At 70.1% G+C, this 23,307-nt stretch carries 22 protein-coding genes; 6 read left to right on the top strand and 16 right to left on the bottom strand.

What is annotated here, in order from left to right:
- Positions 1–15 precede the first annotated feature (15 nt).
- From AS594_RS21830 to AS594_RS21790, 9 genes are all read right to left on the bottom strand, one after another.
- Complete coding sequence (locus tag AS594_RS21830) at positions 16–813, bottom strand: ABC transporter permease (protein WP_069935268.1); 798 nt, start codon at positions 811–813, stop codon at positions 16–18.
- Positions 800–1,819, bottom strand: coding sequence for a 2-aminoethylphosphonate ABC transporter permease subunit (locus AS594_RS21825; protein ID WP_107393233.1), 1,020 nt, complete (start codon positions 1,817–1,819; stop codon positions 800–802). Before AS594_RS21825 ends, AS594_RS21830 begins: the two co-directional genes overlap by 14 nt.
- Positions 1,812–2,876, bottom strand: coding sequence for an ABC transporter ATP-binding protein (locus tag AS594_RS21820; protein ID WP_069935267.1), 1,065 nt, complete (start codon positions 2,874–2,876; stop codon positions 1,812–1,814). The genes AS594_RS21825 and AS594_RS21820 overlap by 8 nt, the downstream gene beginning before the upstream one ends.
- Positions 2,873–3,628: a phosphonatase-like hydrolase gene (locus AS594_RS21815; protein ID WP_069935960.1), complete on the bottom strand. Its 756-nt coding sequence runs from the start codon at positions 3,626–3,628 to the stop codon at positions 2,873–2,875. Before AS594_RS21815 ends, AS594_RS21820 begins: the two co-directional genes overlap by 4 nt.
- A 23-nt stretch (positions 3,629–3,651) precedes the next feature.
- Positions 3,652–4,773 (bottom strand): TIGR03364 family FAD-dependent oxidoreductase, encoded by a 1,122-nt coding sequence (locus AS594_RS21810; protein ID WP_069928620.1) that lies wholly within the window; start codon positions 4,771–4,773, stop codon positions 3,652–3,654.
- 494 nt (positions 4,774–5,267) lie between these two features.
- Entirely contained in the window at positions 5,268–6,053 is a 786-nt protein-coding gene (locus AS594_RS21805; RefSeq protein WP_069928619.1) for a GntR family transcriptional regulator, read from the bottom strand.
- A 70-nt stretch (positions 6,054–6,123) separates the two neighbouring features.
- Positions 6,124–7,248 carry a low temperature requirement protein A gene (locus tag AS594_RS21800; protein WP_069935959.1) on the bottom strand — a complete coding sequence of 375 codons (1,125 nt, stop codon included), beginning with the start codon at positions 7,246–7,248 and terminating at the stop codon, positions 6,124–6,126.
- A 66-nt stretch (positions 7,249–7,314) separates the two neighbouring features.
- A complete protein-coding gene (locus tag AS594_RS21795; RefSeq protein WP_141747176.1) occupies positions 7,315–8,457 on the bottom strand; it encodes a peptidase in 1,143 nt (380 codons plus the stop codon).
- Positions 8,458–8,609: 152 nt separating this feature from the next.
- On the bottom strand, positions 8,610–9,782 hold the full coding sequence (locus AS594_RS21790; RefSeq protein ID WP_069935265.1) for an ROK family transcriptional regulator: 1,173 nt from the start codon (positions 9,780–9,782) through the stop codon (positions 8,610–8,612).
- Positions 9,783–9,838: 56 nt separating this feature from the next.
- On the opposite strand from AS594_RS21790, the gene AS594_RS21785 reads away from it, so the two are divergent.
- Positions 9,839–10,963 carry a Gfo/Idh/MocA family oxidoreductase gene (locus AS594_RS21785; protein WP_069935264.1) on the top strand — a complete coding sequence of 375 codons (1,125 nt, stop codon included), beginning with the start codon at positions 9,839–9,841 and terminating at the stop codon, positions 10,961–10,963.
- Positions 10,960–11,505, top strand: coding sequence for a heme-degrading domain-containing protein (locus AS594_RS21780; protein WP_240509071.1), 546 nt, complete (start codon positions 10,960–10,962; stop codon positions 11,503–11,505). Before AS594_RS21785 ends, AS594_RS21780 begins: the two co-directional genes overlap by 4 nt.
- Positions 11,506–11,946: 441 nt before the next feature.
- On the opposite strand, the gene AS594_RS21775 is transcribed toward AS594_RS21780, so the two are convergent.
- The 4 genes from AS594_RS21775 to AS594_RS21760 form a co-directional block, all read right to left on the bottom strand.
- Positions 11,947–12,810 (bottom strand): fumarylacetoacetate hydrolase family protein, encoded by an 864-nt coding sequence (locus tag AS594_RS21775; protein ID WP_069935263.1) that lies wholly within the window; start codon positions 12,808–12,810, stop codon positions 11,947–11,949.
- Between the two features lie 122 nt (positions 12,811–12,932).
- Complete coding sequence (locus tag AS594_RS21770) at positions 12,933–13,700, bottom strand: YidC/Oxa1 family membrane protein insertase (RefSeq protein WP_069935262.1); 768 nt, start codon at positions 13,698–13,700, stop codon at positions 12,933–12,935.
- A gap of 295 nt (positions 13,701–13,995) precedes the next feature.
- Positions 13,996–14,298, bottom strand: coding sequence for a DUF6412 domain-containing protein (locus tag AS594_RS21765; RefSeq protein WP_069928613.1), 303 nt, complete (start codon positions 14,296–14,298; stop codon positions 13,996–13,998).
- A 152-nt stretch (positions 14,299–14,450) separates the two neighbouring features.
- Positions 14,451–15,311, bottom strand: coding sequence for a class E sortase (locus AS594_RS21760; RefSeq protein WP_240509070.1), 861 nt, complete (start codon positions 15,309–15,311; stop codon positions 14,451–14,453).
- 122 nt (positions 15,312–15,433) lie between these two features.
- Between AS594_RS21760 and AS594_RS21755 the strand changes: the two genes are divergently transcribed.
- From AS594_RS21755 to AS594_RS21740, 4 genes are all read left to right on the top strand, one after another.
- On the top strand, positions 15,434–16,450 hold the full coding sequence (locus AS594_RS21755) for an SEC-C domain-containing protein (protein WP_069932345.1): 1,017 nt from the start codon (positions 15,434–15,436) through the stop codon (positions 16,448–16,450).
- A gap of 90 nt (positions 16,451–16,540) precedes the next feature.
- Positions 16,541–16,966: a very short patch repair endonuclease gene (locus tag AS594_RS21750; protein ID WP_240509069.1), complete on the top strand. Its 426-nt coding sequence runs from the start codon at positions 16,541–16,543 to the stop codon at positions 16,964–16,966.
- A 107-nt stretch (positions 16,967–17,073) separates the two neighbouring features.
- On the top strand, positions 17,074–18,045 hold the full coding sequence (locus AS594_RS21745) for a DNA cytosine methyltransferase (protein ID WP_069935261.1): 972 nt from the start codon (positions 17,074–17,076) through the stop codon (positions 18,043–18,045).
- 123 nt (positions 18,046–18,168) lie between these two features.
- Positions 18,169–19,338, top strand: a complete 1,170-nt coding sequence (locus AS594_RS21740) for a DNA cytosine methyltransferase (RefSeq protein WP_069935260.1) — start codon at positions 18,169–18,171, stop codon at positions 19,336–19,338.
- Here the strand turns inward: AS594_RS21740 and AS594_RS21735 are convergent.
- From AS594_RS21735 to AS594_RS21725, 3 genes are read right to left on the bottom strand one after another with little or no spacing between them, the layout of a single operon-like run.
- Positions 19,322–20,206 (bottom strand): DUF6339 family protein, encoded by an 885-nt coding sequence (locus AS594_RS21735; RefSeq protein ID WP_107393232.1) that lies wholly within the window; start codon positions 20,204–20,206, stop codon positions 19,322–19,324. The two genes, AS594_RS21740 and AS594_RS21735, sit on opposite strands and share 17 nt — an antisense overlap.
- Positions 20,203–21,132: a hypothetical protein gene (locus tag AS594_RS21730; protein WP_079148874.1), complete on the bottom strand. Its 930-nt coding sequence runs from the start codon at positions 21,130–21,132 to the stop codon at positions 20,203–20,205. Before AS594_RS21730 ends, AS594_RS21735 begins: the two co-directional genes overlap by 4 nt.
- A gap of 47 nt (positions 21,133–21,179) precedes the next feature.
- Complete coding sequence (locus AS594_RS21725) at positions 21,180–23,288, bottom strand: helix-turn-helix domain-containing protein (RefSeq protein WP_069935258.1); 2,109 nt, start codon at positions 23,286–23,288, stop codon at positions 21,180–21,182.
- Positions 23,289–23,307 lie beyond the last annotated feature (19 nt).

Genomic DNA, 23,307 nt, shown 5'->3' with positions numbered 1-23,307 from the left:
GTGAAGAGGGGCGTGTCAGCGGAAGAAAGCCCGGGTCCGGACACGGGAGACCGCGAGCAGGACGAGCAGCGTCGTACCCATGAGGACCACGGCGATCGCCGAGCCGGTGAAGAGGGACCCCCGGTCGGTGGCGGTGAAGATCCGTACCGGGAGCGGCATCCAGTCCGGCGGGTAGAGCATCATCGTGGCGCTCAGCTCTCCCATGGAGAGGGCGAAGCAGAGCCCGGCTGCCGCGTTGAGGGACGGCAGCAGGAGGGGGAGCTTCACCTTCCACAGGACGTACGAGGGCCGGGCGCCGAGGGATGCCGCAGCCTGCTCGTACATCGGGTCCAGACGCACGATGGCGGCCGAGACCGACTGATGGGCGAACGCCGTGACAAGGAGGGTGTGCGCGAGGATCACGATCCAGCGCGTTCCGTTGAGCAGCACGGGAGGCTGCGAGAACGCGACGAGGACTGCGAGCCCCACAACGACGGACGGCACGGCGACGGGCAGCATGAACAGCGTGTCGAGGAGGCGTTTTCCGCCCTTCCCGAGCGCGGCTGCGGCGAGCGCCGCCCAGGTGCCGACAGTCAGCGCGAGCACGCTGGCGGTGAGTGCGGTGACGAGGCTGGTGGTGAGTGCCTGGAGGGACTCACCACGTACGGCGGACGTGTAGTGCGCGGCGGTCGGGCCCGAGGGGAAGGCGCCGGACCAGTTGGTGGAGAAGGACGCGGCGACGATGACGATCAGGGGCAGGGCGAAGAGCGGTACGAAGAGGACGAGGAACAGCCCCCGGGCCGCCCACCTGCCCGTACGGCTATGCACCAACACGACGGCTCACCACCCGGTAGAGGCTGTAGAGGCCCACGGAGATCGCGATGTTGACCACGGCGACGACGCAGGCGGCGGGGTAGTCGGATTCGAGAATCGCCTTGCTGTAGACGAGCATCGGCAGGGTCGTGACGTCCTTGGCTCCGGTGAAGAGCACGATCCCGAACTCGTTCAGGCACATGACGAGCACGAGGCTGCCGCCCGCGGCGAGGGCCGGGAGCGCCTCGGGGAGGATCACCCGCCGGACGATCCGCGCGGGCCGGGCTCCCAGCGAGGAGGCCACCTCCAGCTGGGCGGTGTCGATCTGGGAGAAGGCGGCGAGCAGGGGCCGCATCACGAAGGGCGTGAAGTACGTGATCTCCGCGAGCAGTACGCCCCAGGGGGTGGTGAGGAAGTGGAAGGGCCCTTCGGCCGCGCCCGTGACGTCCGTCCAGACGCCGTTGGCCATCCCGACGGTGCCGTAGACGAAGAGCAGCGCGAGGGTGATGAGGAACGACGGGAAGGACAGGAACACGTCGATGAACTTCGCGACCGCCCTGCCGCCCGGGAAGGGCACGAAGGCGATGACGAGAGCGAGTACGAAGCCGAGGACGAGACACCCCACGGTCGCCCCGGCGGCCAGCCACACGGTGGTGACCAGCGCTTCCCGGAACGCCTCGGAGGCGAAGACCTCGGCGTACGGCTCGACGGAGGTTCCGCCGTCGTAGGGCGAGAAGGACTGCTGGACAACCAGGGCGAGGGGATAGAGGAAGAAGAACGCGAGCACGGCGACGGGCGGAAGCGCCCAGAGCCCGCGAGGAGCGGGGCGGTTGGGCAGCGCGGCGGCCTGCGGGGTGGGGCGGGAGGCGGCTTCGGTGACAGTGCGCGCCGGGTCGGTGTCCGTGCCCGTGTGCTTGTTTGTGCCTGTGTGCTTGTTTGTGCCTGTGTCGGAGCCCGATTCGGGGCCCGTGCCCGTGCCCGTGCCCGTGTGCACGTCTGTGCCCGTTTCCGTGCCCGTGTCAGTCATCGGAGGTCACCCCCGCCCCCAGCAGCACCGCGTCCTCGGACGCGAAGTGCACCGTGACCTCCTCGCCCAGCGCCGGAGTCGTGCGCAGCTCGCGGGGGTCCGCCTTGAGGCGGTGGCCGCCCACGTCGACGTACAGCCGGTGCGTGGCGCCACGCCACTGGATCTCCGCGATCGTGCCCCGCAGTGCGTTCGGCCCCTCGCCGAGCCCGACGAGATGCGGGCGTACGCACAGGGTGGCGGTCGCCCCGCCGCACGCACCGCCGGTGGCGACGTTCAGCGGCGTACCGGCGAAGGAGACACCAGCGCCGCCCGTACCGAGGACGGTGACCGGGAGAAGGTTCGCGTTGCCCACGAACGACGCGGTGAACTCCGTCGTCGGCCTGCGGTACAGCTGCTGCGGCGTACCGCAGTCCTGGAGCCGTGCCCTGTCCATGACCGCGATACGGTCCGCGAGCGTCAGCGCCTCGACCTGGTCGTGGGTGACGTAGAGGATCGACACTTCGGGCAGCTCACGGTGCAGCCGGGCCAGTTCGGCGAGCATTCCGGACCTGAGCTGCGCGTCGAGCGCCGACAGCGGCTCGTCGAGGAGCAGCACGCCGGGCCGGATCGCGAGCGCCCGGGCTATGGCGACACGCTGCTGCTGGCCGCCGGACAGCTCGCGCGGATAACGCCTGGCGTACGACCCCATGCCCGTCATCTCCAGCGCCTCGGCGACCCGGGCGGGGATCTCACCCTTGTTCACCTTCTGCGCCTTGAGCCCGAAGGCGACGTTTTCCTCGACGCGCAGGTGCGGGAAGAGCGCGTACTGCTGGACGACCATGCCGATGCCGCGCCGGTGCGGCGGCAGGGCGGTGACATCGCGTTCCCCGATGAGAACCCGCCCGGAAACCGGCCGTACGAACCCGGCGACGGCACGCAGGGCGGTGGTCTTGCCGGACCCCGACGGCCCGAGCAGGGCCATGACCTCGCCCGGTTCGACGGTCAGGTCGAGCGAGTCCAGGACCGTGGTGCCGCCGTACGCCACCGAGACGTTGTCGAAGCGAATGCCGCTGGTCATCGCCCCTCCCGGGCCGGCGGACCGGCCAGCAGACCGGGCAGCTCCGCGACGGAGCCGATGACGTGGGTGGCGCCGTGCGCGAGCAGTTGCTCCCGGTCGTGCGCGCCGGTCAGGACACCCGCGACGACGCCCGCACCGGAGCGGACGCCGCTGAGCATGTCGTACGACGTGTCACCGGCGACCGCGATCTCCCGCACGCCGTCGGCGGCGCCCGTACGCAGCAGCGCGGCGAGCACCATGTCCGGGTACGGGCGGCCGCGGCCCCCCGCGTCGGCCGGGCAGAGGGTCAGTTCGACGAGCCCCTGCCAGCCGAGCGCGTCGAGGATCGCATCCTGGGTGACGCGGGCGAAGCCGGTGGTCAGGACGACGCGCCGGCCGTCGGAGCGCAGCTGCTCGATGGTCGCGCGGGCGCCGGGTACGGGCGCGATGTGCCCGGCGTCGACCAGGCCGCCGTACGCCTCCTCGAACGCGGCGTTGGCCTGCCGGGCCTTGGCCTCGTCCCCGAAGAGGTGCCGGAAGACGGAGATCTTGGACTCGCCCATGGTGGCGCGTACGTAGTCCAGCTTCGCGGCGTGATCCGCCGATCCCGGTTCGACGCCCAGGCGTTCGGCGGCGGCGGAGAAGGCCCGCTCGACGAGTCCGCCGTCGGCGACGGTGGTGCCGGCCATGTCGAGGACGACCAGCTTGGTGGAGAAGCTGTCGTTCGTAGGGTCTGTGAGGTTCGTGGGGTTGGTGGGATTTATGGGGTTCATGCGATTCGTGTGATCCATGTCGTTCACCAGCCCAGTTCGTTCGCGGTGGATTCGGCGATCGCGGGTGAGCAGGTCATGCCGCGCCCGCCGGGACCGGTCACCAGCCACACGCCGTCGCGCACCTGCTGCCGGTGTACGACGCGGCTCGTGTCGGTGCACTGCGCGTAAACGCCCGCCCAGCGGTGCCGGATCCTGGGCAGCGGGCGGCCGAGGAAGGACTCGGCGACCCGGGTGACGTGCTCGTACGGCTCCTCGACGACATCGAAGGCGAAGGGGTGCTCGTACTCGTGGGTGTCACCGATGGTCAGTCCGCCGTCGCGGCGCTGGACCATGAGCAGTTGCATCCTGTGCGCGGCGGCGGCCGGTTCCTGGGCCTGCCCGGCGTTGAGGGCGTCGAGGGCGGCGCTCGCGTACGCGGGGTAGTAGCGGAAGCTGTCGGCGTCGGCGACGGAGGTGGTGAGGGCCTCACCCAGCGGCTCGGTCTGCATCATCTGGAGCCGGACGCGGCGTACGGGCAGGTCGGGGACGAGTTCCTTGACGAGCCCGCCGAGCCAGGCGCCCGTACAGAGGACGACCGCGTCGCCGGTGTGCAGGTCGCCGTGGTCGTCGCGGACGGCGTTGTGCCCCACGACCTCCCGGACTTCGCGGCCGCCCAGGAAGGTGTACCGCCCCGAGGACAACAGGGCCTTCTTGAGGAAGAGTTGGGCGGTACGCGGTTCGACGGCGGCGTCACGCTCACACCACAGGGCGGCTTCGAACGTGCCGCGCAGGGCGGGGTTCACCGCGCGCGCCTCGTCGGCCGTCAGCAGCTTGTAGCCACGGGCGGATGCGTCGGGCCGGGTCAGGGCGGCCTCGGCGACGGCGAGCTCCAGGTGGTTGCGTACGGGCGTCAGTGAGCCGATGGCCCGGAAGCCCAGCTCGGGGACGCGAGCCCCGATGCCCTCCCAGAGTTCGCGGGCGCGCAGGGCCGTCTCCAGCTCCTCACCACCGGCGCGCCCGCTCACCCATATCTGACCGAAGTTACGGAGGCTGGCCCCGCGCGCCTCGGTCTCGCGCTCGATCTGGACGACCTCGTGGCCGCGTTCCACTGCGTGCCAGGCGTGCATGGTTCCCACGACGCCGGCTCCTACGACTATGACTCTCACGGCGGTCACGCTCCTCGGGGCGGGTGGCCCGGATCGATCCGGGCGGCAACGACACGGTGAACAGCCCCCCAAGGATGGACTAGACCCGTTATGTTTCTGTTACCGGGTGGCGCGAACGACGGAGGAGGGCGGGAGTGGGTCAGCAGAGCCGATCGGCTGCGGGTGCGGCTGCCGGTGCGGGTAGGGGTGTGGCATTGGCCAGTCCTGAGGGGTGCGGCTGCGGGCGAGTTCTCCGCCACCCGCCCCAGCGGGGCAGCGCGGCACCGCCGCGCGGAGGGAGGCCCCCGGCCGACACCATCCCGAGCCCACCGGGGCCCCATCCGTCCCAACGGGACCCATCCGGCCCACCGGGTGGCCATCCCTCCCCACCCGGCACCAACCAGCCCCTCCGGCGTTCGAGGAGCGGGGTCCGGGGCGGAGCCCCGCAGGCCACCCCCGGCTGCCTCAGCCCCTCCGGCGCTTGAGGAGCGGGTCCGGGGCAGCGCCCCAGGCCCCTACCGCCCGCCCCCACCCAACCGCACGGTGAAGCTGAACCGGTCCCCCCGGAAAAGCGTCCGGACCCGCTCCAGCGGCCGGCCCTCCACGTCGCGCGACAGCCGATGGATGAGCAGCATGGGAAGCGCCGGCGGCGTACCGATGAGGAGCGCCTCGCGCGGAGTCGCCAGGACCGTCTCGATCCGCTCGTCGGCCTCGCCGAACGACACCCCGACGCGCTCATGGAGGTACGAGTAGAAGGACGAGTCCGGCTCGAAGTCGGCGTCCAGGCGCGGGACACGGGCCACGGCGACGTACGTACTCTCCAGCCCCACCCGCTCGTCGTCCGCCAGCAGCACCCGCTCCAGGTGCCAGACCGGAGCCCCCGCCTCCACCCCCACGTCCGACGCCAGCGCCGCCGGGCAGGGGAAGCGGTCGAGCCCGATGAGACGGCGCCCGGGCCGGCGGTTCTGACGGCGTACGCCTTCGGTGTAGCTGGCCAGGGCCAGTGGCTGTTCCAGCTTCGGGCCCGCGACCACCGTGCCCCGCCCCTGCCGGCGGAGGCGGCCCTCCAGAAGCAGCTCGCGCAGCGCCTGCCGCACGGTCTCGCGCGAGACTTCGTACCGTACGGCAAGATCCCGCTCGGTCGGCAGCAGACCTCCCTCACCCAACTCACCGATCAGAGCGGCGATATGAGCCTTTACGGCGTAGTACTTGGGAACGCGGCCGTGCTCCGGAACCCCGGAGCGGATCGGCGCCCCGGGCTCCTGGTCGTGCGCGTACGGGTAGTCCTTCGGGTAGTCCACGCACTGGATGTTCCCAGACGATGTTGAACACCCACGGAGCAGCGTGCGCTCCGGCCGCGCCCGGTCCGGCTCACCCCGGCGCCCGGACGGAGAGGTACACACCCACGGCGACCGTGCAGGCCGCGATCAGCCCGGCCAGCGGCACGGCCCAGTGCCCGGCGAAGCCGGCGAGCAGGCCGGACACCAGGAGGACCAGGTGCTGTGCGGTCCCTCGCTTGAAGTGGCGGGCGTGCACCAGCCACACCGTGAACATGAACAGGGCTGTGGGCACGGTGACGGCCGTCGAGGCCGCGAGCGTGGAGATGTGGGCGTGATGCGTCGCCTGTTCGACCGCGACTTCGATGCCGGCACCGATCGCGGCGGCGGAGCCGAAGATCAGGTAGTGCCCGTAGCCCCAGAAGAACCCCTGCCGGTTGGAACGGAGATACTCGTGCGCCGGTACGGCGAAGTAGATCCAGAAGGCGGCGAAGACGATGACCAGTCCGCCGGCGGCGATCGGCAGCAGTTCGTCCAGCGCCGCTGACTCGTCCAGGGCCGTCTGCACGGCGACGGTGGCGGCGGCGATGGTCTCGCCGAGCACGATGATGGTGAACAGGCCGTAGCGTTCGGCGATGTGGTGCGGATGCCAGTTGGTCTCGTGGCGGCTCTCGGCGAACACCGGCACCGCGAGCTCGGCGGCGGCCAGCACCAGGAAACCCCACGTCCACGCGGCGTCCGGCAGCCACAGCAGCACCACCCAGCCCACCTGCACCACCACGAGCCCGGCGGCGAAGCGCAGCGCGGCCACCCGCGCGGCTCCCGTCTCGCCGTGTGCGGCCCGCAGCCACTGGAGAGTGAGGGCCACGCGCATGATCAGGTAGCCGAGGACCGCGACGCCGTAGTCGGCGTGGTCGAAGGCGCGCGGGACTCCGGCGGCCAGAACGAGTACGCCGGACATCTGCACCAGCGTGGCGATCCGGTACGGGATGTCGTCGCAGTCGTAGGCCGAGGCGAACCACGTGAAGTTCACCCAGGCCCAGTAGATGGCGAAGAAGACGAACAGGTACCCGGTGATCCCCTCCCAGGCATGCCCCTCCGCCACCGCGTGCACGAGCCGCGCCCCCGCCTGCGCCACGGCCACGACGAAGCACAGGTCGAACAACAGCTCCAGCGGCGTGGCAGCCCGGTGCACCTCGTCACGGCGGCGAGCCCTCATGCGCACCAGCGGGACGACGACGCGGCCGTGTCCGGCCCCGGCGGGGGTGTGGTCAGTCACCGCTGCTCATCGGTTTCGACGGCCTTCCGCCGCGCGCCTTTCGCCAAGCGCCTTTCCGATGCGCGCCCTGCCGGTCCGTACTCTGCCGGACACGCGCCCTGCCGGCCCGCACTCTCCCGGCCCTGCCGACACGCACCCTGCCGACCCCGCCGACCCGCGCAGGTGACGCCGGGCGCCCGCCATGAGCGCCGCGCCGCCGAGGATCAGCGCGCCGGCGGTGGTGCCGAGGGCGAGCAGCGGACCGGGGTCGCGGCTCGTCATGGCGAGGGCTGGTGGGTGCTCCCGGCCGTCGGGGGTGTCGTCGTCACCGGTGCCGGGATCGCGGTCGGGGCCCGGCGACCGGTCGGGATCGGGATCGCGGTCGGGGTTGGGGTTGGGGTCCGGGTCCGGGTCCGGGTCCGGGTCCGGGTCCGGGTCCGGGTCTGCCTCGGGAGGGTCGGGGTCGTCAGGATCATGTCCCGTGTCGTGGCCGGGATCGCGGCCCGCGACGGTGAAGCGGTAGTCGTTCGACTCGCCGACCCACTCGCCGTCGTCGGACCTGCGCTGCACGAGGGCGGCGTTGACGACGGCGTGGGCGGGTGCGGTCCCGGAGGCGAAAGCGAGCCGCACCTCGACGGTGACGGTGCTGTGGGCGGCAACGGTGAAGCCGGGGAATCCGCCGTCGAAGACGCCGATGTGCTCGTCCTCGTCCGTGGTGTGGAAGCGTACGTCGATCCACCGTCCAGAACCGTCGTCGAACTCCAACTCAACCTGGTCCGAAGCGAGTTCCCGCGCCCGGTCCGTCAGGACGATGACCGGGTGGATGTTGCGGCAGCTGTCGGCGGTCGTGTTGGTCAGCTCCAGCGACCATTCACCGGCCGCCCCGCCCGCCCGATAGGTGTCCGGACCACCGCGCAGCCGGGTGGTGATGGGGAAGTCGGAGGAGGCCGGGTCACCGCAGGAGGGCCGCTTGCCAGGAGCGGCGCGCAGAGGACCGGCGTAACCCGCGCCTTCCTCCACGGCACCCGCGCCCGTACGGGCAGGGGCAGGGGCACCGACACCCGCATGGACATGCGCGGTGCCGACCGCACCCGCATGCGCGGTGACGGCTGCCGAGGACACCAGGGCGGCTGCCGTACCCCCGAGGGCGAGGGCAACACGCAGTCGCACAGACAGTCGCACGGGCAGGCGCGCAGGCAATCGCACGGGCAGTCGCACGGGCAGTCGCATGGGGAGCCTTTGCGTGTCGGGGTCACCCGGTCATCGACCGTGACCCTGCCACCCCCGCACGAGGGACACCCGAACGCCACGCCCCGGTACGTTCATATGACTCCGGTGAATCCCCCCAACGGCCCACTCGCCCCGCTCCCCGCACCCGGGAACGCGACGTCCGCATGCCCGAAGACCGGTGCCAGGACGAGCTGCGCCGCCCCGTCGGCGACAGCGCGCCCGTCACCTCCCGCCACGGCCACCGGCACCGCGGGCCCGCCGCCCTCGCGCCGGGCGAGCTCGGCCAGTACGGCCTCCACACCTCGTACGAACACGTCCTCCCGCGCCACGACCACCCGGCCACCCAGCAGCACCCGGTCGATGTCGAGCAGCCCGACGAGGTTGGCGGCGCCGGTGCCCAGGACCCGCGCGGCCTCCGCGAGGTCGCCGCGGGCGACGGCGGCGAGGCAGAGGGCTTCGATGCAGCCGCGGCCCCCGCAGGAACAGGGCGGCCCGTCCAGCTGGAGGGTCTGGTGCCCGAACTCACCGGCCCCGGTGCGCGCCCCGCGATAGAGCGCCCCGCCGAGGACGAGTCCGGAACCGAGCCCCGTCCCGAGGTGGAGGTACGCGAAGGAACCGCCGGCGGGCCGGGCGCGCAGCGCGAGCCCGAGGGCGGCGGCGTTCGTGTCCTTGTCCAGCACCACGGGCAGCCCCAGCCGCTCACCGAGCACGTCCCGCAGCGCGAACCCGTCCCACTGCGGAAACCCGGTGACCCGGTGCAGCACCCCCCGACCGTGATCGAGGGGGCCGGGCATGGCGACCCCGGCCCCGAGCAGTGTCCGCCGCGCCGACGGCACGCCGGGCGGCGGAAGGACGAGCGCCGCGACCTCGCGGCACGCCGCCTCCAGCACCACCTCCGCATCGGCGCCGAGGTCCAGCGGCGACCGGCGCTCGGCGACCGTCGTGCCGGCCAGGTCGACCAGTACCGCCGTCAGCTCGTCGCGGTCCAGGTGCAGGCCGACCGCGTAGGCGGCGTCCGGCACCAGCCGCAGCACGGTCCGCGGCTTGCCGCCCGTCGACGGACGGCGGCCCGCCTCCGCCGCCAGGCCCTCCGCCCGCAGCCGTGCGGTGATCTTGCTGACGGCCTGCGGGGTGAGGGCGGTGCGCTCGGCCAGTTCGAGGCGGCTGATGCCGGTCTCGCCCGCCGTACGCAGCAGGTCGAGGACCAGCGCCGCGTTGTGGCTGCGCAGCGCCGGCAGGTTCGCTCCCGTATTACTCCTGTTCACTGGGCCATTGTCCCCTGCGCTTGCACTTTGGCAACAGCGTTGTTTAAGTGGGAGGCATGACTGGCACTGGCATCGGCACCGAACCGGGCACCGGCAGCCCCGGCACCCACGCCCCCCTGCGGGTCGGACTCGTGGGCTACGGCCTCGCGGGCTCCGTCTTCCACGCCCCGCTCATCGCCGCGACCGAGGGCCTGGCCCTCGATACGGTCGTCACCTCTAACCCGGAGCGGCAGGAGCAGGCCCGCACCGAGCACCCCGGCGTGCGCGTCGCGGCCTCGGCCGACGAACTGTGGGCGCGCGCGGACGACCTCGACCTGATCGTGATTGCGTCCCCGAACAAGACCCACGTCCCGCTGGCGACCACCGCCCTCAAGGCGGGACTGCCGGTCGTCGTCGACAAGCCGGTCGCCGGAACCGCCGCCGAGGCGCGCGAGCTGGCGGCGCTCGCCGACGAGCGCGGTCTCCTGCTCTCCGTCTTCCAGAACCGCCGCTGGGACAACGACTTCCTCACCCTCCAGCAGTTGATCGCCTCCGGCGAGCTCGGCGACGTACAGCGCTTCGAGTCGCGCTTCGAGCGGTGGCGCCCGCAGATCAAGGGCGGCTGGCGCGAGTCGGGCGACCCGGCGGAGATCGGCGGGCTGCTGTACGACTTGGGCAGCCACGTCGTCGACCAGGCGCTCGTGCTCTTCGGCCCGGCGGTGCGGGTGTACGCCGAGTCCGATGTGCGCCGCCCGGGCGCGGAGGCCGACGACGACACGTTCATCGCGATCACGCACGAGAGCGGCGTCCGCTCGCACCTCTACGCGAGCGCCACCACCGCGCAGCTCGGCCCGCGTTTCCGCGTGCTCGGCTCGCGGGCCGGTTACGTGAAGTACGGCCTCGATCCGCAGGAGAACGCCCTCCGCGAGGGCAAGCGGCCCGCCGCCGACGGGAACTGGGGCGAGGAGCCGGAGTCAGCCTGGGGTCGTATCGGCGCGGGCGAGTCCCCTGCGACGGGCGGCGGCAGCCCGGTCCCGACCCTGCCGGGCGACTACCCGGCGTACTACGCGGCCGTCGCCACCGCCGTACGCGCCGGCACGGCCCCGCCGGTCACCGCCGCGCAGGCGGCCGCGGCACTCGACGTACTGGAAGCGGCGCGGCGCTCGGCCCGCGAGGGCGTAACAGTGGAGGTCCAGCGATGACCCCGTCCAACATGTCCAGCCCGTCCAGCACGGCCAGCCCGACGACATCGCCGGCGACATCGCCGGCGAGCGCCGCCGAACGGTTCACCGAACTGCTCACCGAACTGATCGCCCAGGAACGCCGCCTGGTCCTCCCCCGTTTCACCCACGAGGACGCGTGGACCCTCGGCAGCCTGCTCGTCGACCTCGCCCGCGAGCGCGAGGCGCCCGTGGCGATCGACATCCGGCGCGGCACGCAGCAGCTCTTCCACTGCGCACTCCCGGGTTCGAGCGCGGACAACGACGCGTGGATCGACCGCAAGCGCCGGGTCGTGGAGCGGTACGCGGAGAGCTCGTACCTCGTCGGAACCCGTTTCCGCGCCAAGGGCACCACGTTCGAGGACGCGGCACGGCTGGACCCGGACATGTACGCGGCACACGGCGGCTCGTTCCCGATCACCGTCGAGGGCGCGGGCGTGATCGGCACAGTCACCGTCTCCGGCCTCCCCCAGGCGGACGACCACGCGCTGGTGGTCGAGGCCCTGGAACGCTTCAGCTCCTGAGACGGGGCGCGGGCCCTGCCGAGAGCTTCAGCCGCTGAGGCCGGCGGCGCGGAGCCGGCCGAGGCGGGCCCGGAGCCGGCCGAGACGGACGCCGGGCCGCCCAGAGCGCCACGACCTCCCCCAGGGCCGGGTGCCGGGGCGTGGCCGGCCGTGCAGCATTCCCAACCCCACCGGCGTTCGAGGAGCGGGGTCGAGTGCGGAGCCCCGGTGCGGAAAGGGGCGGGGTGGGGATGGAAGCCCACCCCGCCGCCCGGCCGCAGGGAGAGAGCAGCCCTCACGGAGCCACAGAGCCACAGAGCCACGGAGCCAGCAAGCCACCGAGCAGCCGCTCCCCAGGCACCCACAAGCAATCGCCCACTCGGCCACCGGCGCACACGTGAGCACCTGCACGCCTCCGGGCGCCTACAGCGCTTCAGGGGCCCGCAGGGCCCGCGACAGCGCCTACGCGTCCTTCAACTCCTGCCGCTGCCGGCCAAGCCCCTCGACCTCCAGCTCCACCACATCCCCGGACCGCAGATACGGCTTCGGCTCCGCCTGCCCCATCGCCACGCCCGCCGGCGTGCCGGTGTTGATCACATCGCCCGGGTACAGCGTCATGAACTGGCTGACGTACCGCACCACTTCCCCGACCCCGAAGACCTGCTCGGCGGTGGTCCCGTCCTGCTTCAGCTCGCCGTTCACCCACAGCTTCAGACCCAGCGCCTGGGGATCGGGTATCTCGTCCGCCGTCACCAGCCACGGACCCAGCGGGTTGAACGTCTCGCAGTTCTTGCCCTTGTCCCACGTGCCGCCGCGCTCGATCTGGAACTCGCGCTCGGAGACGTCGTGCGCGACCGCGTACCCCGCGACATGCGCGAGCCCGTCCTCGGCCGAGTCCAGGTAGCGGGCGGTACGGCCGATGACCACGGCCAGCTCGACTTCCCAGTCGGTTTTCGTGCTGCCGCGCGGCACGAGCACCGTGTCGTCGGGACCGACCACCGTGTCCGGCGCCTTGAAGAAGATGATCGGTTCGGGGGGTATCGCCGCACCCGTCTCGGCCGCGTGGTCGTGATAATTCAGGCCAATACATACGATCTTGCCGATGCGCCCGAGCGGCGGCCCGACCCGCAGCGTCCCCGCCGAATCGTCGATCACCGGCAGTTCGCCGCCCGCGGCGGCCTCGCGAACCCGGCCGAGCGCCGCTTCGTCGGCCAGCAGGCCGCCGTCGATGTCGGTGACGAGACCGGACAGATCCCGCAGCGTCCCGTCCTGGTCGAGCAGTGCCGGACGTTCGGCACCCGCCGTTCCCACACGCAGCAGCTTCATGGTCAGTCTCCTCTGGTCGAGAGTCGCGTTCGGCCCCGGCCGATGGGTGCGGCCATCGGAGGATTGGCCGATCCTCCAAGGTGCTGTTCCAGTCCGCAAGACCCCGTTCACAGACTGGACTGTTACGCGGCGGTAGCCACCGCGCCCTTACCGGCGGTTATGTCCCGGTAAAGCCACGCCCGCTCCACAGCGCTCCACGTCGTACTGGTGACGACGTACAGCGCGGCGGCCAACGGCACCACGGCCACCGTGATCAGCGTCGCGAACGACATCAGCGGCATCACCTTGGCCATCGCTCCCATGGCCCCGGCACCCGGCAGCTGCATCCCGTCCGGGCCCTCGACCGGCAGACCGGGGGACGCCGCCATCTGCTGCTTGGTACGCCGGTAGGTGAACGTGGCCACCACCGCCACGACGGCGAACAGCACGAGGTACAGCAGCCCCTGCGCTCCGAAGACCCCACCGTCCGCCAGCGCGTCGGCCCACCGGTCGCCGAGCGGGCTTGCGAAGAGGGTGTGGCCGAGGAGTTCGTTCGGTTCGCCTCCGATCTGCTGGCTCGAGAAGAGGTGGTACATCAGGAAGAACGCCGGCAGCTGGAACAGGCTGGGCAGACAGCCCGACAGCGGCGAGACCTTCTCCTTGGCGTGCAGTTCCAAGACCGCCTTATGGAGGCGCTCCGGGTTCTTGCCGTGCTTCTTGCGCAGCTCGGCGATCTGCGGCGCGAGCTTGGTACGGGCTTTCTGGCCCCGGGCGGTCGCCCGCGACAGGGGATGGATGGCGAGTCGTACGCACGCGGTGAACAGAACGATCGCGGCGGCCGCGGCTGAGGTATGGAAGAACGGTTCGAGCAGATCCGCGAGTCGTGCGACCAGGCTGGCGAAGACGGACATGGGGAGCCCTCCGAGGGGTCTCGTCGTACCGGAGAAGAGAGACAAATCGGCATGACGACCCACGCGAGGTGCGTACGGAAGTACGCGAGCAGGTGAGCGGGCGAGCAGGCGAGTGCGCGACTAACGCGCTCTCCGCAGTACGCGCTCTGGGCTCATACGGCTCTGGGCACTACGCGCTCCTGACGTACGGCCTCTGGCAGTAGTAGGCACGCGGCGATTGCTGTTTCGCGCGGGCGTACCTCAGCGACGTACGTCAGAAATCAGAACGCGGCGCGCGCCCCTTGTGCGGTGGTCGTCAAAGGACGACGACACCCGGCGCCCGGGGCCTGGTGCGCCCCCGCGCGTCGGGATCACGCTGGGGCAGGAACGCGGTGCGTATCTCCCGGTCCCGTATCGCCGTACGCACCCTCGTGCGCGGCACGGCGGGAACGGAGCGCGCCGCGATCAGCGCGCACGCGATGAGAGCCGAGCCGGCCGCCGCGGTGGCGGCAAGGGCGACGGCGGCGGAGAAGCTGCCGTTCTCCATGAGGAGGACTTCGGTCAGAAGGAAGAGGACGACACCAACCGTGCGCAACAAGCGCGCCGAGCAACTGATCATGATCCCCCTCCTCTCACCGCGTCATCGCGGTCTGCAACGCCGGCCTGCGATCGCGGCCTGTAATGACAGACGCACAACGCGCCCCCCAAGTTCCCTCCCACGCCACATTGCCTGCACCACAATCCGTGCACCACAGTCCCCCGCGTCCTCCCCTAGCGCGGTCGCATCGACGCGAGCTTTCCCCACACCACCAGCCGGTACTTGGAGGTGTACTCGGGCGTGCACGTGGTCAGAGTGAGGTAGTAGCCCGCGTCGCTGTAGCCGACATCCGGCCGCACAACGCTGCGCGGCACCTTCGCGATCACCCCGCTGTCGCGCGCGGAGGTCTGCGCGAGCGCCTTGTCGACGACGTACGTGTAGACCGCTTCCCGCGTCTCGACCTTCACCTCGTCGCCGCCACGCAGCCGGTTGATGTAGCGGAAGGGCTCCCCGTGCGTGTTGCGATGCCCTGCCAGCGCGAAGTTCCCGGCGCGGCCGGGCTGCGCGGTCTGCGGGTAGTGCCCGACGTACCCCCTGTCGAGTACGCCTCCTTTGCTGACGCCCTGCGCGACTGGCGCGGTGACGCCGAGGCGCGGGATGCGGAGGATGGCGTACGCCTGATCCCAACGGGGAGGCGACGGCTTGCGGCCGACGGTACGCGGCGGGCTCGGCGGAACGGCTGTTGGCTCACCCGGCCCGCCGGCCTCGGGCACGGCCCGAGGCACCTCGACCGGTACCTCCCCGACATTCCCGTCCCCTCCCGTCTCCCCTTCCCCTTCCGCCCCCCACTCCCTCCCCAGCTCCCGCTCCCACTCCCTCTCCAGCGCCTGCACCTTCCGCTCGGCGCCGTCGCGGGCCTGCCGGTTGGTCCACCACAGCTGGTGTACGACGAGCAGCAGCACGACGACGCCGACCGTCACCGCCGCCTCCGCCCCCACCCACAACCCGCGCGCGGCCAGCGCGCGCCCCCGGGAGGCGCCCTGCACCACCACCGGAATCCGCCTCTGGTCCCGCCGCCGCTCCCGCTCCCGCACGGCGGGCACGATAGGCCGTACACCGACAACTCTCCAGAGTCGCGCCGGACAGCCGGTCCGTCCGACCCCGTACCGCTCCCGGCTCTCTCACCCACACCCCGTACAGCAGTACGGTGTGGACCATGCGCCCCGACACGTCTGCCGATCACGCCGATCACACCGCCGAAGCCGAGCGCCTGCTGCGTACCGCGACGCAGTATCCGGAGGACAAGGAGCCGCTGTACCTCCAGGCCGCGGCCCACTTGGAGCTCTCCGGCGACCGCGCCCGCGCGGCCACGCTGTACGACCACCTCCTGGCGAAGACCCCGGACAACCCGCCGCTGGTGAAGGCCCTGAAGGCGGCCAACCTGTGGGAGTACGGCCACGAGGCGGAGGCCCGCGCGATCATCGACGGCATCCGCGCCGCGGCCCCGCGCGAGGCGGCGCCGTGGGAGATCATCGCGGAGGCCCTGGAATCCCACGACGAACTCCACGCGTCGCACGACGCGTTCACCACCGCGCTGACGCTCCTCATCGACCCGTCGGAGGAGATCCCGTACACGTCGTACTCGCTCCTGACCGGCCGCCACCGCGTACGCCGCATGCTGGGCCTGCCGCACGACGAGTGGGACGCGGTGGCGGACAGCGTGAACGCCGGCCCGATCACCCTGGACGAGCTGCACGACCCGAAGCGGCTGTGGACGCTGGGCTCGGACAACCCGGCGGAGCTCCGGGCCGAGATCGCCCGCCTGCGCGCCGAACTGGGCACGTACCGCACAGCGCTCTCGCGCCCGTTCCCGGTGGCGATGCTGCACTGGCCGGAAGACGAGCTGCGCGAACTCCTGACGGCGTACCCCACCCTCGCGGCGGACTACCCGACCCACGAGGCACACCTCACCGCGATCGAGTCGGCATTGCGCGACCTGTCCTCGACGGGCACCCGGAACCTGGGCATCGTCAGGGGCACGGTCCCGTCGTACGAGGCATTCGCCGCCTCGGAGTCGGCGTCCCCCGCCGACGCCTCGCTCCTCCCCCAGTACGCCACCACCCTGGCAGCCCGAGGCCGGGCAACCTCCTGGCCCCCGCCCCGCAACGCCCCCTGCTGGTGCGGCTCGACCCGCCCCTACCGCGACTGCCACGGCACCCCGGACCTCCGATGACGCCTCCCCGCCACTGGACACAACGCCATGGGCACCACTGAGCCTCACGCCGAACCGCCGGGTGGGGAGCCGCGCCGGCACAATGCGCGGATGCCCCACCCCATCCCGTCGTCCGCCGCCGTCTCGTCCCGCATGAGCCGTCAGGGCTCCCGCGACACGGCCGCCGAGATCGCCGTGCGCAAACTCCTCCACGCCGCGGGCCTTCGCTACCGGGTGAACGTCCCCGTACCCGGGATGCCTCGCCGCACGATCGACATCGTCTTCGGGCGCGCCAAGATCGCGGTCTTCCTCGACGGCTGCTTCTGGCACGGCTGCCCGCAGCACGCGACGCAGCCGAAATCCAACGCCGAGTGGTGGCGAACCAAACTCGACAAGAACATGGCCCGCGACCGCGAAACAACAGAACACCTCGAGGCCCAGGGATGGACGGTCCTGCGCTTCTGGGAGCACGAGGCGACACCTGAAGTGGCAGCGCACGTCATGGACGTGCTTTTCCAGAAGCGGTCCCAGGTATGAACGACACCTCGGATCCAGCCAGGAGTTCCACTTTTCATCGACATGCGTAATCAGCCCACCTATCGTCGTCGACACCAATATTGATCTTGATGAGACTGGGGGCTCTCATGGAGAGATTCAGATCGGTCGACGTGTGCTCAGGGGCAGGCGGGCTGGCTCTCGGCCTGGAGCGCGCCGGCTTCGATCCGGTGCTGCTGCTGGACAACAAACCCGTCGCCTGCGAGACGTTGCGTCGTAACAGATCGACATGGAACGTACTCGAGATGGACCTCCTGGACTTCGATCCGGCGGAACATCAAGAGAGCTACGACGTAGACCTGCTCTCCGCAGGTCTGCCTCGGGTGACCTCCTCGGCCACTGCGAATCGAGTGGAAACGGGCATAGAGCTGCGGCTACTGGAAGCCACTGTTCTTCTGGCACACGCCGTGCAGCCACGGGCTCTGCTCATCGAGAACGTGCCCGGACTCGTTGACGGCCCGGAGTTCACCGCAGTGCGGGACTTCATCCGGAAGGAGCTCCAGCACCTCGGCTACAAATTCCACTGGTTCATCCTCAATGCCGCTGATTTCGGCGTCCCCCAGGACCGGAAGCATGGCGTACTCGTAGCCATGAAAGACCGCTTCTTCCATGCCTTCGACCAGCCGGCACCGACCTGTTCCAACCACGTGACAGTGGGCGAGGCCCTGCTCGCCTCCATGTCGCAACGGGGCTGGAGAGGTGCCGACGCCTGGGCGATACAGGCCGACCGCGTCGCGCCCACCCTGGTGGGCGGCTCGGACAATCGCGGCGGAGCGGACCTGGGGTTGACCGGAACCAAGAAAGCGTGGGCTCGCATGGGTATCAACGGCGGAGCCCTGAGTGACGAGGTGCCCGGGCCGGACGGCACCCAGGAGTCCGACACGTCAGGCTCCGATCTGAAGAAGATCACGGTGGCGCAGACCGCCATCCTGCAATCCTTCCCCGACGACTGGATATTCGCGGGCAGAAAAACTAAGCAATACCGACAGATCGGACACGCTTCCCCGCCCCCCGTCGCTGAGGCCCTCGGGCGAGCCATCGCCGCCGCGCTGGGCGCCTGAGGCTTGTGCGGGCTCTCCCTCGTCGAGGGTCCGCGCAGTGCCGACCAGGGCATTCGCTGTCCAGGCGGCCGCCTCACCGCCTGTGGGTGTGGGGCCCGCGTACGCCGGCTACACTTCACTCCCATGACCGCCCCCGCCTCGCCCGAGCCCTCTGCCGCCAAAGAAATTGAGATCGTTGATCTCTTCGCCGGGCCGGGCGGGCTGGACGTGGCGGCACGACAGTTGGGCCTGACGCTGGTGACCGGCATCGAATGGGATGCGGACGCATGCGCGACGCGCACGGCGGCGAACCTGCCCACAAAACAAGGTGATGTCCGCGACTACGGCCCCGGGGACTTTCCGTCCGCCAATGTCCTCGCAGGTGGGCCGCCTTGCCAGACGTACACCGTCGCCGGCGCCGGCGCCGGACGCCGAGCCCTCGAAGAGGTGCTCGGCCTGGCCAAGCGGATGGCCGCTCGCGAGGACGTCGGCGAGCACATCAAGAACCTGGACGACGAGCGAACGGGCCTGGTGCTCGAACCATTGCGGTGGGCACTCGACGCAATTGATGTGGAGCAGCGTCCTTACGAGGCCATTGTGCTGGAGCAGGTCCCCGCGGTACTGCCCGTGTGGGAAGTGGTGGGTGAAGCTCTCGACGCCGAGGGTTACTCGGTGACGCACGGCATACTCCGCACCGAGGAATACGGGGTGCCGCAGACTCGCCGGCGCGCCATTCTCATCGCCCGTTACCAAGGCAAGGACCGAGCCAACAGTGTCCGGGCCACGTTGCCCAGGCCGACGCACCACCCGTACAGGAAGGGCGTGGCACGTCCGACTACGGAGGGGGGATTGCAGCCTTGGGTGACGATGAACGACGTCCTCAAATGGCCGCAATCGTTCGAGGTCATCTCCAACTACGGTACGGGCGGCGACCCCAAGGTTCGGGGACGACGCACGTCCGACGAGCCGTCCGCCACAGTCACCGGGAAGATCTCCCGCAACCGAGTCGTGGCGGCCGACGGCACGGAGTCCCGTTTCACCAATGCGGAAGCAGGGCTTTTGCAGACCTTCCCGGCCGACCACAAGTGGTCGGGTCGCGGGATCGCTCAGCAGATCGGCAACGCCATTCCGCCCCGCCTCGCCGTCCACGTCCTGGCCGCAGCCCTCGACCTTGGCGAGGAGAAGCTCGACGCCGCGATCGCCTCGCTGGAAGCCTCCGCGAGTCCCTCGGCACGGCCCGGGCACGTAAGCACCCCAGGCCGTGTGCCGGCACCTGCCCCCGCGGAATCGGAGCTGGTCAGCTCTCGTCCGTGAGCCTTCCTCGGACGTTGGCATCCACGAAGAGCTCCTCGAAGTAACGGACAAGGGTGTCCACCGCCTTCTCGGGTACCGGCCCGTCGTCGGGCCCGTCCGGCAGCAATCTGCGGGACACAGGAGGAGCCGAATCGCCCTCTCGGATCCACTCCTCCAAAATGCTGCCGTCCCACGCGTCGTCCGCCGCGAAGACGTCGTACATCAGCGTGCTCGCGGCCGTATTGGCGACTGCGGACAGGGCATTCACCTCGCGCCCCGTCCTCGCCGTGCCCTTTTCCACGAGCCGTATCAGCGCCTGGGCCGTGGGGCGGTGATCGATGATGTCGAGTCTCAGTACGGTGTTCAGGACGTCTTGATTGCCGCACGCCACCTGCACCGGACGGTAGTCCGCTCCGTCACGGAACAGCTCGGCGGCCCACCAAAGTCGTGAGAACGCCTGCGTGTAGTGAGCACCCCGGAAGCGTTCCGCGGCGACCATGGGAGGAAAGCCGTTCTTGCCCGTGGCGGGAAGGTGACGCCACACGACGTAGTCGGGAGCGACGGACAGGGAGACGAAGTTCCACAACCTCGCGTCGGCCGCTTCCCTGCGAGTCAGGCGGAGAGCGGCGTGCAGTCGTGGAGCCAGCCACGCGTCCGCCTTCGTTCGGGCATCGTCGCGGTACAGGTGCATGACGTCGTCGATCAGGTCCCGCAGCGGCTCAACGTCCAGACGAGCGCCCGCACCCCGGAGCGGTTCGGAGTTCTTGCTCAACGCGATGTACGGGGGGTTCTCCCTGCTGGCCAACACGCCCGTGCTCAAGCTCTTCGCAGCATTCGTGTCGGACAGCAGCGCCAGGCGATCCGGCATGTGCTCGGGCTTGTCGGTCACGCCTTGCTCCCCTTCTGGGACGTTTCGAGGACTCTGACGGCCGTGCCGAGGTGTCTGGCCACCTTGGCCCGGCGCGTGGCTGCGTAGTTGATGCGCGGCTGGAGTTCGTTCCAACCCGAGGATTCACTGCGCCGAGCATGAATTTCCCGCAACGCGTCCGCTCCGGACTGCTCGGGCAGTACGTCGGAAAGCATTCCTCGCAGCACCGCGTCCCGCCAGCCGCCCGGCCACTGCGGATTTCCTTCGGCATCCACCTCGAGGTCACTGACCGCGGAGTGGAACACGGCAGTCCAGACGTCGGTCGCGATCTGCGCCGCGAGCATGTCCCGGACGGCCTTCTCCATCGAACTCCCGTTGGAGTTGAGCAGCTCCGCGATGCCCTCGAAACCAGTGTTCAAGTGAACCGTCGGGATGTCCCCCGACGTCTCGATCATCCACGGGGCATCCTTGTACGGTCGGAGCCACTCGTGCGGTCCGTCGCGGAAATCGACCTCTTCAACCTGTAGTTCCTGTCGTCGGACCGGGGTCCGAGCCGTGAGATCGACCAGCCAATTGTCGTCGGACCGACCGACGACGCGTCCTCGCACCCCGTCGACGGTCGCGACGACGATCACAGCGAGCTCGGCCTGACTGCGATACGCGGACCTCCAGAAGCGGAGCTGTCCCGCCCACGTCGAGCTGCCCGTCGATTCCCGTTCCAGCAGCGTGGTAGTACGGGAGTTGGTCGACTTCTCCGTGAGTACGGCCATGACCGTCACGTCGCTCCAAGGCCCGGAGGACAGCTCCTTCTCGGGCAGCGTGGCCGTGATGCTCAGCCGCGAAGACTCCCAGTCGGACCGCTCGACCTGGTGCAGAGCGACCACACGCTCCTGGCTCGAGAAGACCGAGGTCTCCAGGTCCGTCCGGTCCTGCCTCACAGCGGTCACGCGGAAGGTCACCTCGCCGGCCAGCGTCCTGTACGGAAAGACCCTCATCAGACAGCGCCCCTTGCCTTCTGCAGTTCCACGATCAGTCCTGCCAGATCGGCTCGTACCGGGTGAGTGGACACGTCTGTTGTTCCGGCGAACGTGGCCGTCCGCGCGCCCGCTTCGAAATGCAGCGCACCGTCCACGACGTGGCAGTTCTCGAGTGCGACGATCTCGGACCACTTGACAGAAGGCCTGCCGCCGGAGCGGACGTCGAACCTGGCTGCCGGACTCATCACCCACGGGTCCGGGCGCACGGGCAACTTGACCTCGGCCTTCACCTGCCAGGCTCCGAACGAGTCGACTTCGGCGTCGAGGTCTCGAATGGTCGGAAAGCCGGTGGCCCTGGCACCCCCGCTGGAACCGCCGTCGAGTCGCAGCAAGTCGCGCAGCGCCTTGGGGCCCTCCTGATTCTGCTCCTTACGGCGCCCCACGAGTTCCCTGACAACTGTGTTGGCCGCTTTGGTGAACGCGGAGATGCGCCGGTAAGCCGTCGGCGAGTAGCTGGCCCAGAGTTCCTCGGTCTGACCCCATTTGTTGTGCTCAGGAGGCTCTGATGCCCTCAGGAAGGCTTCGGCCCGGTCGGCGCTCTCCGCGTCATCGCCCGCCGCATGGCCGGCCAGGAGCACCGCCTGGAACGGGTTCGTACCGAGCGAGAGGTCGGGCACTCTGGCTGCCTTCACTGTCATACGACTGCCGCGCATGCTCACCAGTTGATTGGGTTTTCCGTCGCCGTCCTCGGCTGCCGTGACCAACAGGACGGCTTGGTGCTCGACCGTTCCCCGTTTGCCGCCGAGCTCCGGCACCTTGAGAGGCACGCGGGCCATTGCCACCTGTCCGGCGTCGGTGAGCCGCTCGACCGTGGTGCCGTCGAAGTACGCCTTCAGGGCCCTGGTCCGCGACGGTTGCGTCAGCTGCGGATCCACACGCTGTTCCTTGACCACCACCTGACCATTGCGCAAGGTCCGCACCGACGCCTCCAGCAGAGGAGGCACCTTGCTTCCTGCGGTCATCGCGGCCCAGAAGTTGTTGGCAAGCGCAGTCACCAACTTCTCGTGCATGGACTGCACCGTCTGTTCGTCCGCACCGTCGTCCTCACCGGCCGCGTCGTTGAACGTGCCGGCGACGTCGTGGGCGCCGACAATCAAGAACGAGGTGCCGGGTTCCGCGTTCTCACGGGTGAGGTGAAGCTGGGCGACGGTTTCCTCGTCCGCCCACCAGGAACGGGCAACGTCCTCGCTACCGGGTTCAGTGTCCGGCTCTCCGAGCCAGGCGGGCCCCGCACACGCCACACCGTCCACCACTCGCCACGGCAGATCCAACCGGCCGATGAGCCGTCGCTGGGTGCGCCCTTCGTGCGGCACCGACAGAGTCGAATTGATCAGTACCATGCCGAGACGGCTGGTCGCCCACAGAGTGGCCTTCCCCAACCCGTAAGAGCCACCGGCGCTGTCGTCGGACTTCCGGCTGTCGAGCTGGCGGCGGACAACCGCGGCGAACCGGCCGTCCTCATAGTCGTCTCCCGTGAGGCCCGAGGCGTTGTAGTCGTCAACCCTAAGGAGAATGAGCCGATCGCGCTCATTCATCTCTTTCAGACCTTCGGCGATGACCCTTCCGACCTTCTGCTCCTGAGCGGCCGCGGTTTCGTAGTGGGGACAGAGTTCGCCCCAACCAATGGCCTCACGGAATCCGGCGAGGGCCTCGCCGGTCAACTCGTGCAAGGTGTAACGGACTCGGACCGGCTTCGTGCGATCGAGCCGCTCGTCCAAGCTGTTCTGCGTCGCCTCGCGCGCAAGGACCTCCACATCGGCCTCGAAGGCGAAGGCGGCGGCATTTCCGAAATCCCGCCCACCGTCGGCGTACGCCGGGCGGTGGTACCAGGAGATCGGCCGGGTCGAGACAGCGTCGGTCGTACGGGTGTGGATCGTCCCGGGGTCGGTCCCGATGGCGGCCGCGATGGCGCGCATCGTCTCGTCGCGAGGTACCGCGCGACCTGTGATCCAGGCCGAGACGGCAGCACGCGTCAGGCCCACTCGCTCGGCAAGTTCGGCCTGGCTGATGCCCAGGCGTCGCAGTTGACGCGCGAGCCAAGGCCCAAAGTCTTCTCCGTCGTCCACTTCTGACCACCCCTCAGCC

This window comes from Streptomyces agglomeratus, from assembly GCF_001746415.1.
Taxonomy (GTDB): Bacteria; Actinomycetota; Actinomycetes; order Streptomycetales; family Streptomycetaceae; genus Streptomyces; species Streptomyces agglomeratus.
This window is presented reverse-complemented; position numbering and strand designations above follow the sequence as displayed.

Excerpts from the sequence above, each read along its gene's own strand:
- AS594_RS21825 (WP_107393233.1), bottom strand. The coding sequence starts at position 1,819 with ATGACTGACACGGGCACGGAAACGGGCACAGACGTGCACACGGGCACG.
- AS594_RS21820 (WP_069935267.1), bottom strand. The coding sequence starts at position 2,876 with ATGACCAGCGGCATTCGCTTCGACAACGTCTCGGTGGCGTACGGCGGC.
- AS594_RS21815 (WP_069935960.1), bottom strand. The coding sequence starts at position 3,628 with ATGAACCCCATAAATCCCACCAACCCCACGAACCTCACAGACCCTACG.
- AS594_RS21800 (WP_069935959.1), bottom strand. The coding sequence starts at position 7,248 with ATGAGGGCTCGCCGCCGTGACGAGGTGCACCGGGCTGCCACGCCGCTG.
- AS594_RS21785 (WP_069935264.1), top strand. The coding sequence starts at position 9,839 with ATGACTGGCACTGGCATCGGCACCGAACCGGGCACCGGCAGCCCCGGC.
- AS594_RS21780 (WP_240509071.1), top strand. The coding sequence starts at position 10,960 with ATGACCCCGTCCAACATGTCCAGCCCGTCCAGCACGGCCAGCCCGACG.
- AS594_RS21775 (WP_069935263.1), bottom strand. The coding sequence starts at position 12,810 with ATGAAGCTGCTGCGTGTGGGAACGGCGGGTGCCGAACGTCCGGCACTG.
- AS594_RS21770 (WP_069935262.1), bottom strand. The coding sequence starts at position 13,700 with ATGTCCGTCTTCGCCAGCCTGGTCGCACGACTCGCGGATCTGCTCGAA.
- AS594_RS21765 (WP_069928613.1), bottom strand. The coding sequence starts at position 14,298 with ATGATCAGTTGCTCGGCGCGCTTGTTGCGCACGGTTGGTGTCGTCCTC.
- AS594_RS21755 (WP_069932345.1), top strand. The coding sequence starts at position 15,434 with ATGCGCCCCGACACGTCTGCCGATCACGCCGATCACACCGCCGAAGCC.
- AS594_RS21750 (WP_240509069.1), top strand. The coding sequence starts at position 16,541 with ATGCCCCACCCCATCCCGTCGTCCGCCGCCGTCTCGTCCCGCATGAGC.
- AS594_RS21745 (WP_069935261.1), top strand. The coding sequence starts at position 17,074 with ATGGAGAGATTCAGATCGGTCGACGTGTGCTCAGGGGCAGGCGGGCTG.
- AS594_RS21740 (WP_069935260.1), top strand. The coding sequence starts at position 18,169 with ATGACCGCCCCCGCCTCGCCCGAGCCCTCTGCCGCCAAAGAAATTGAG.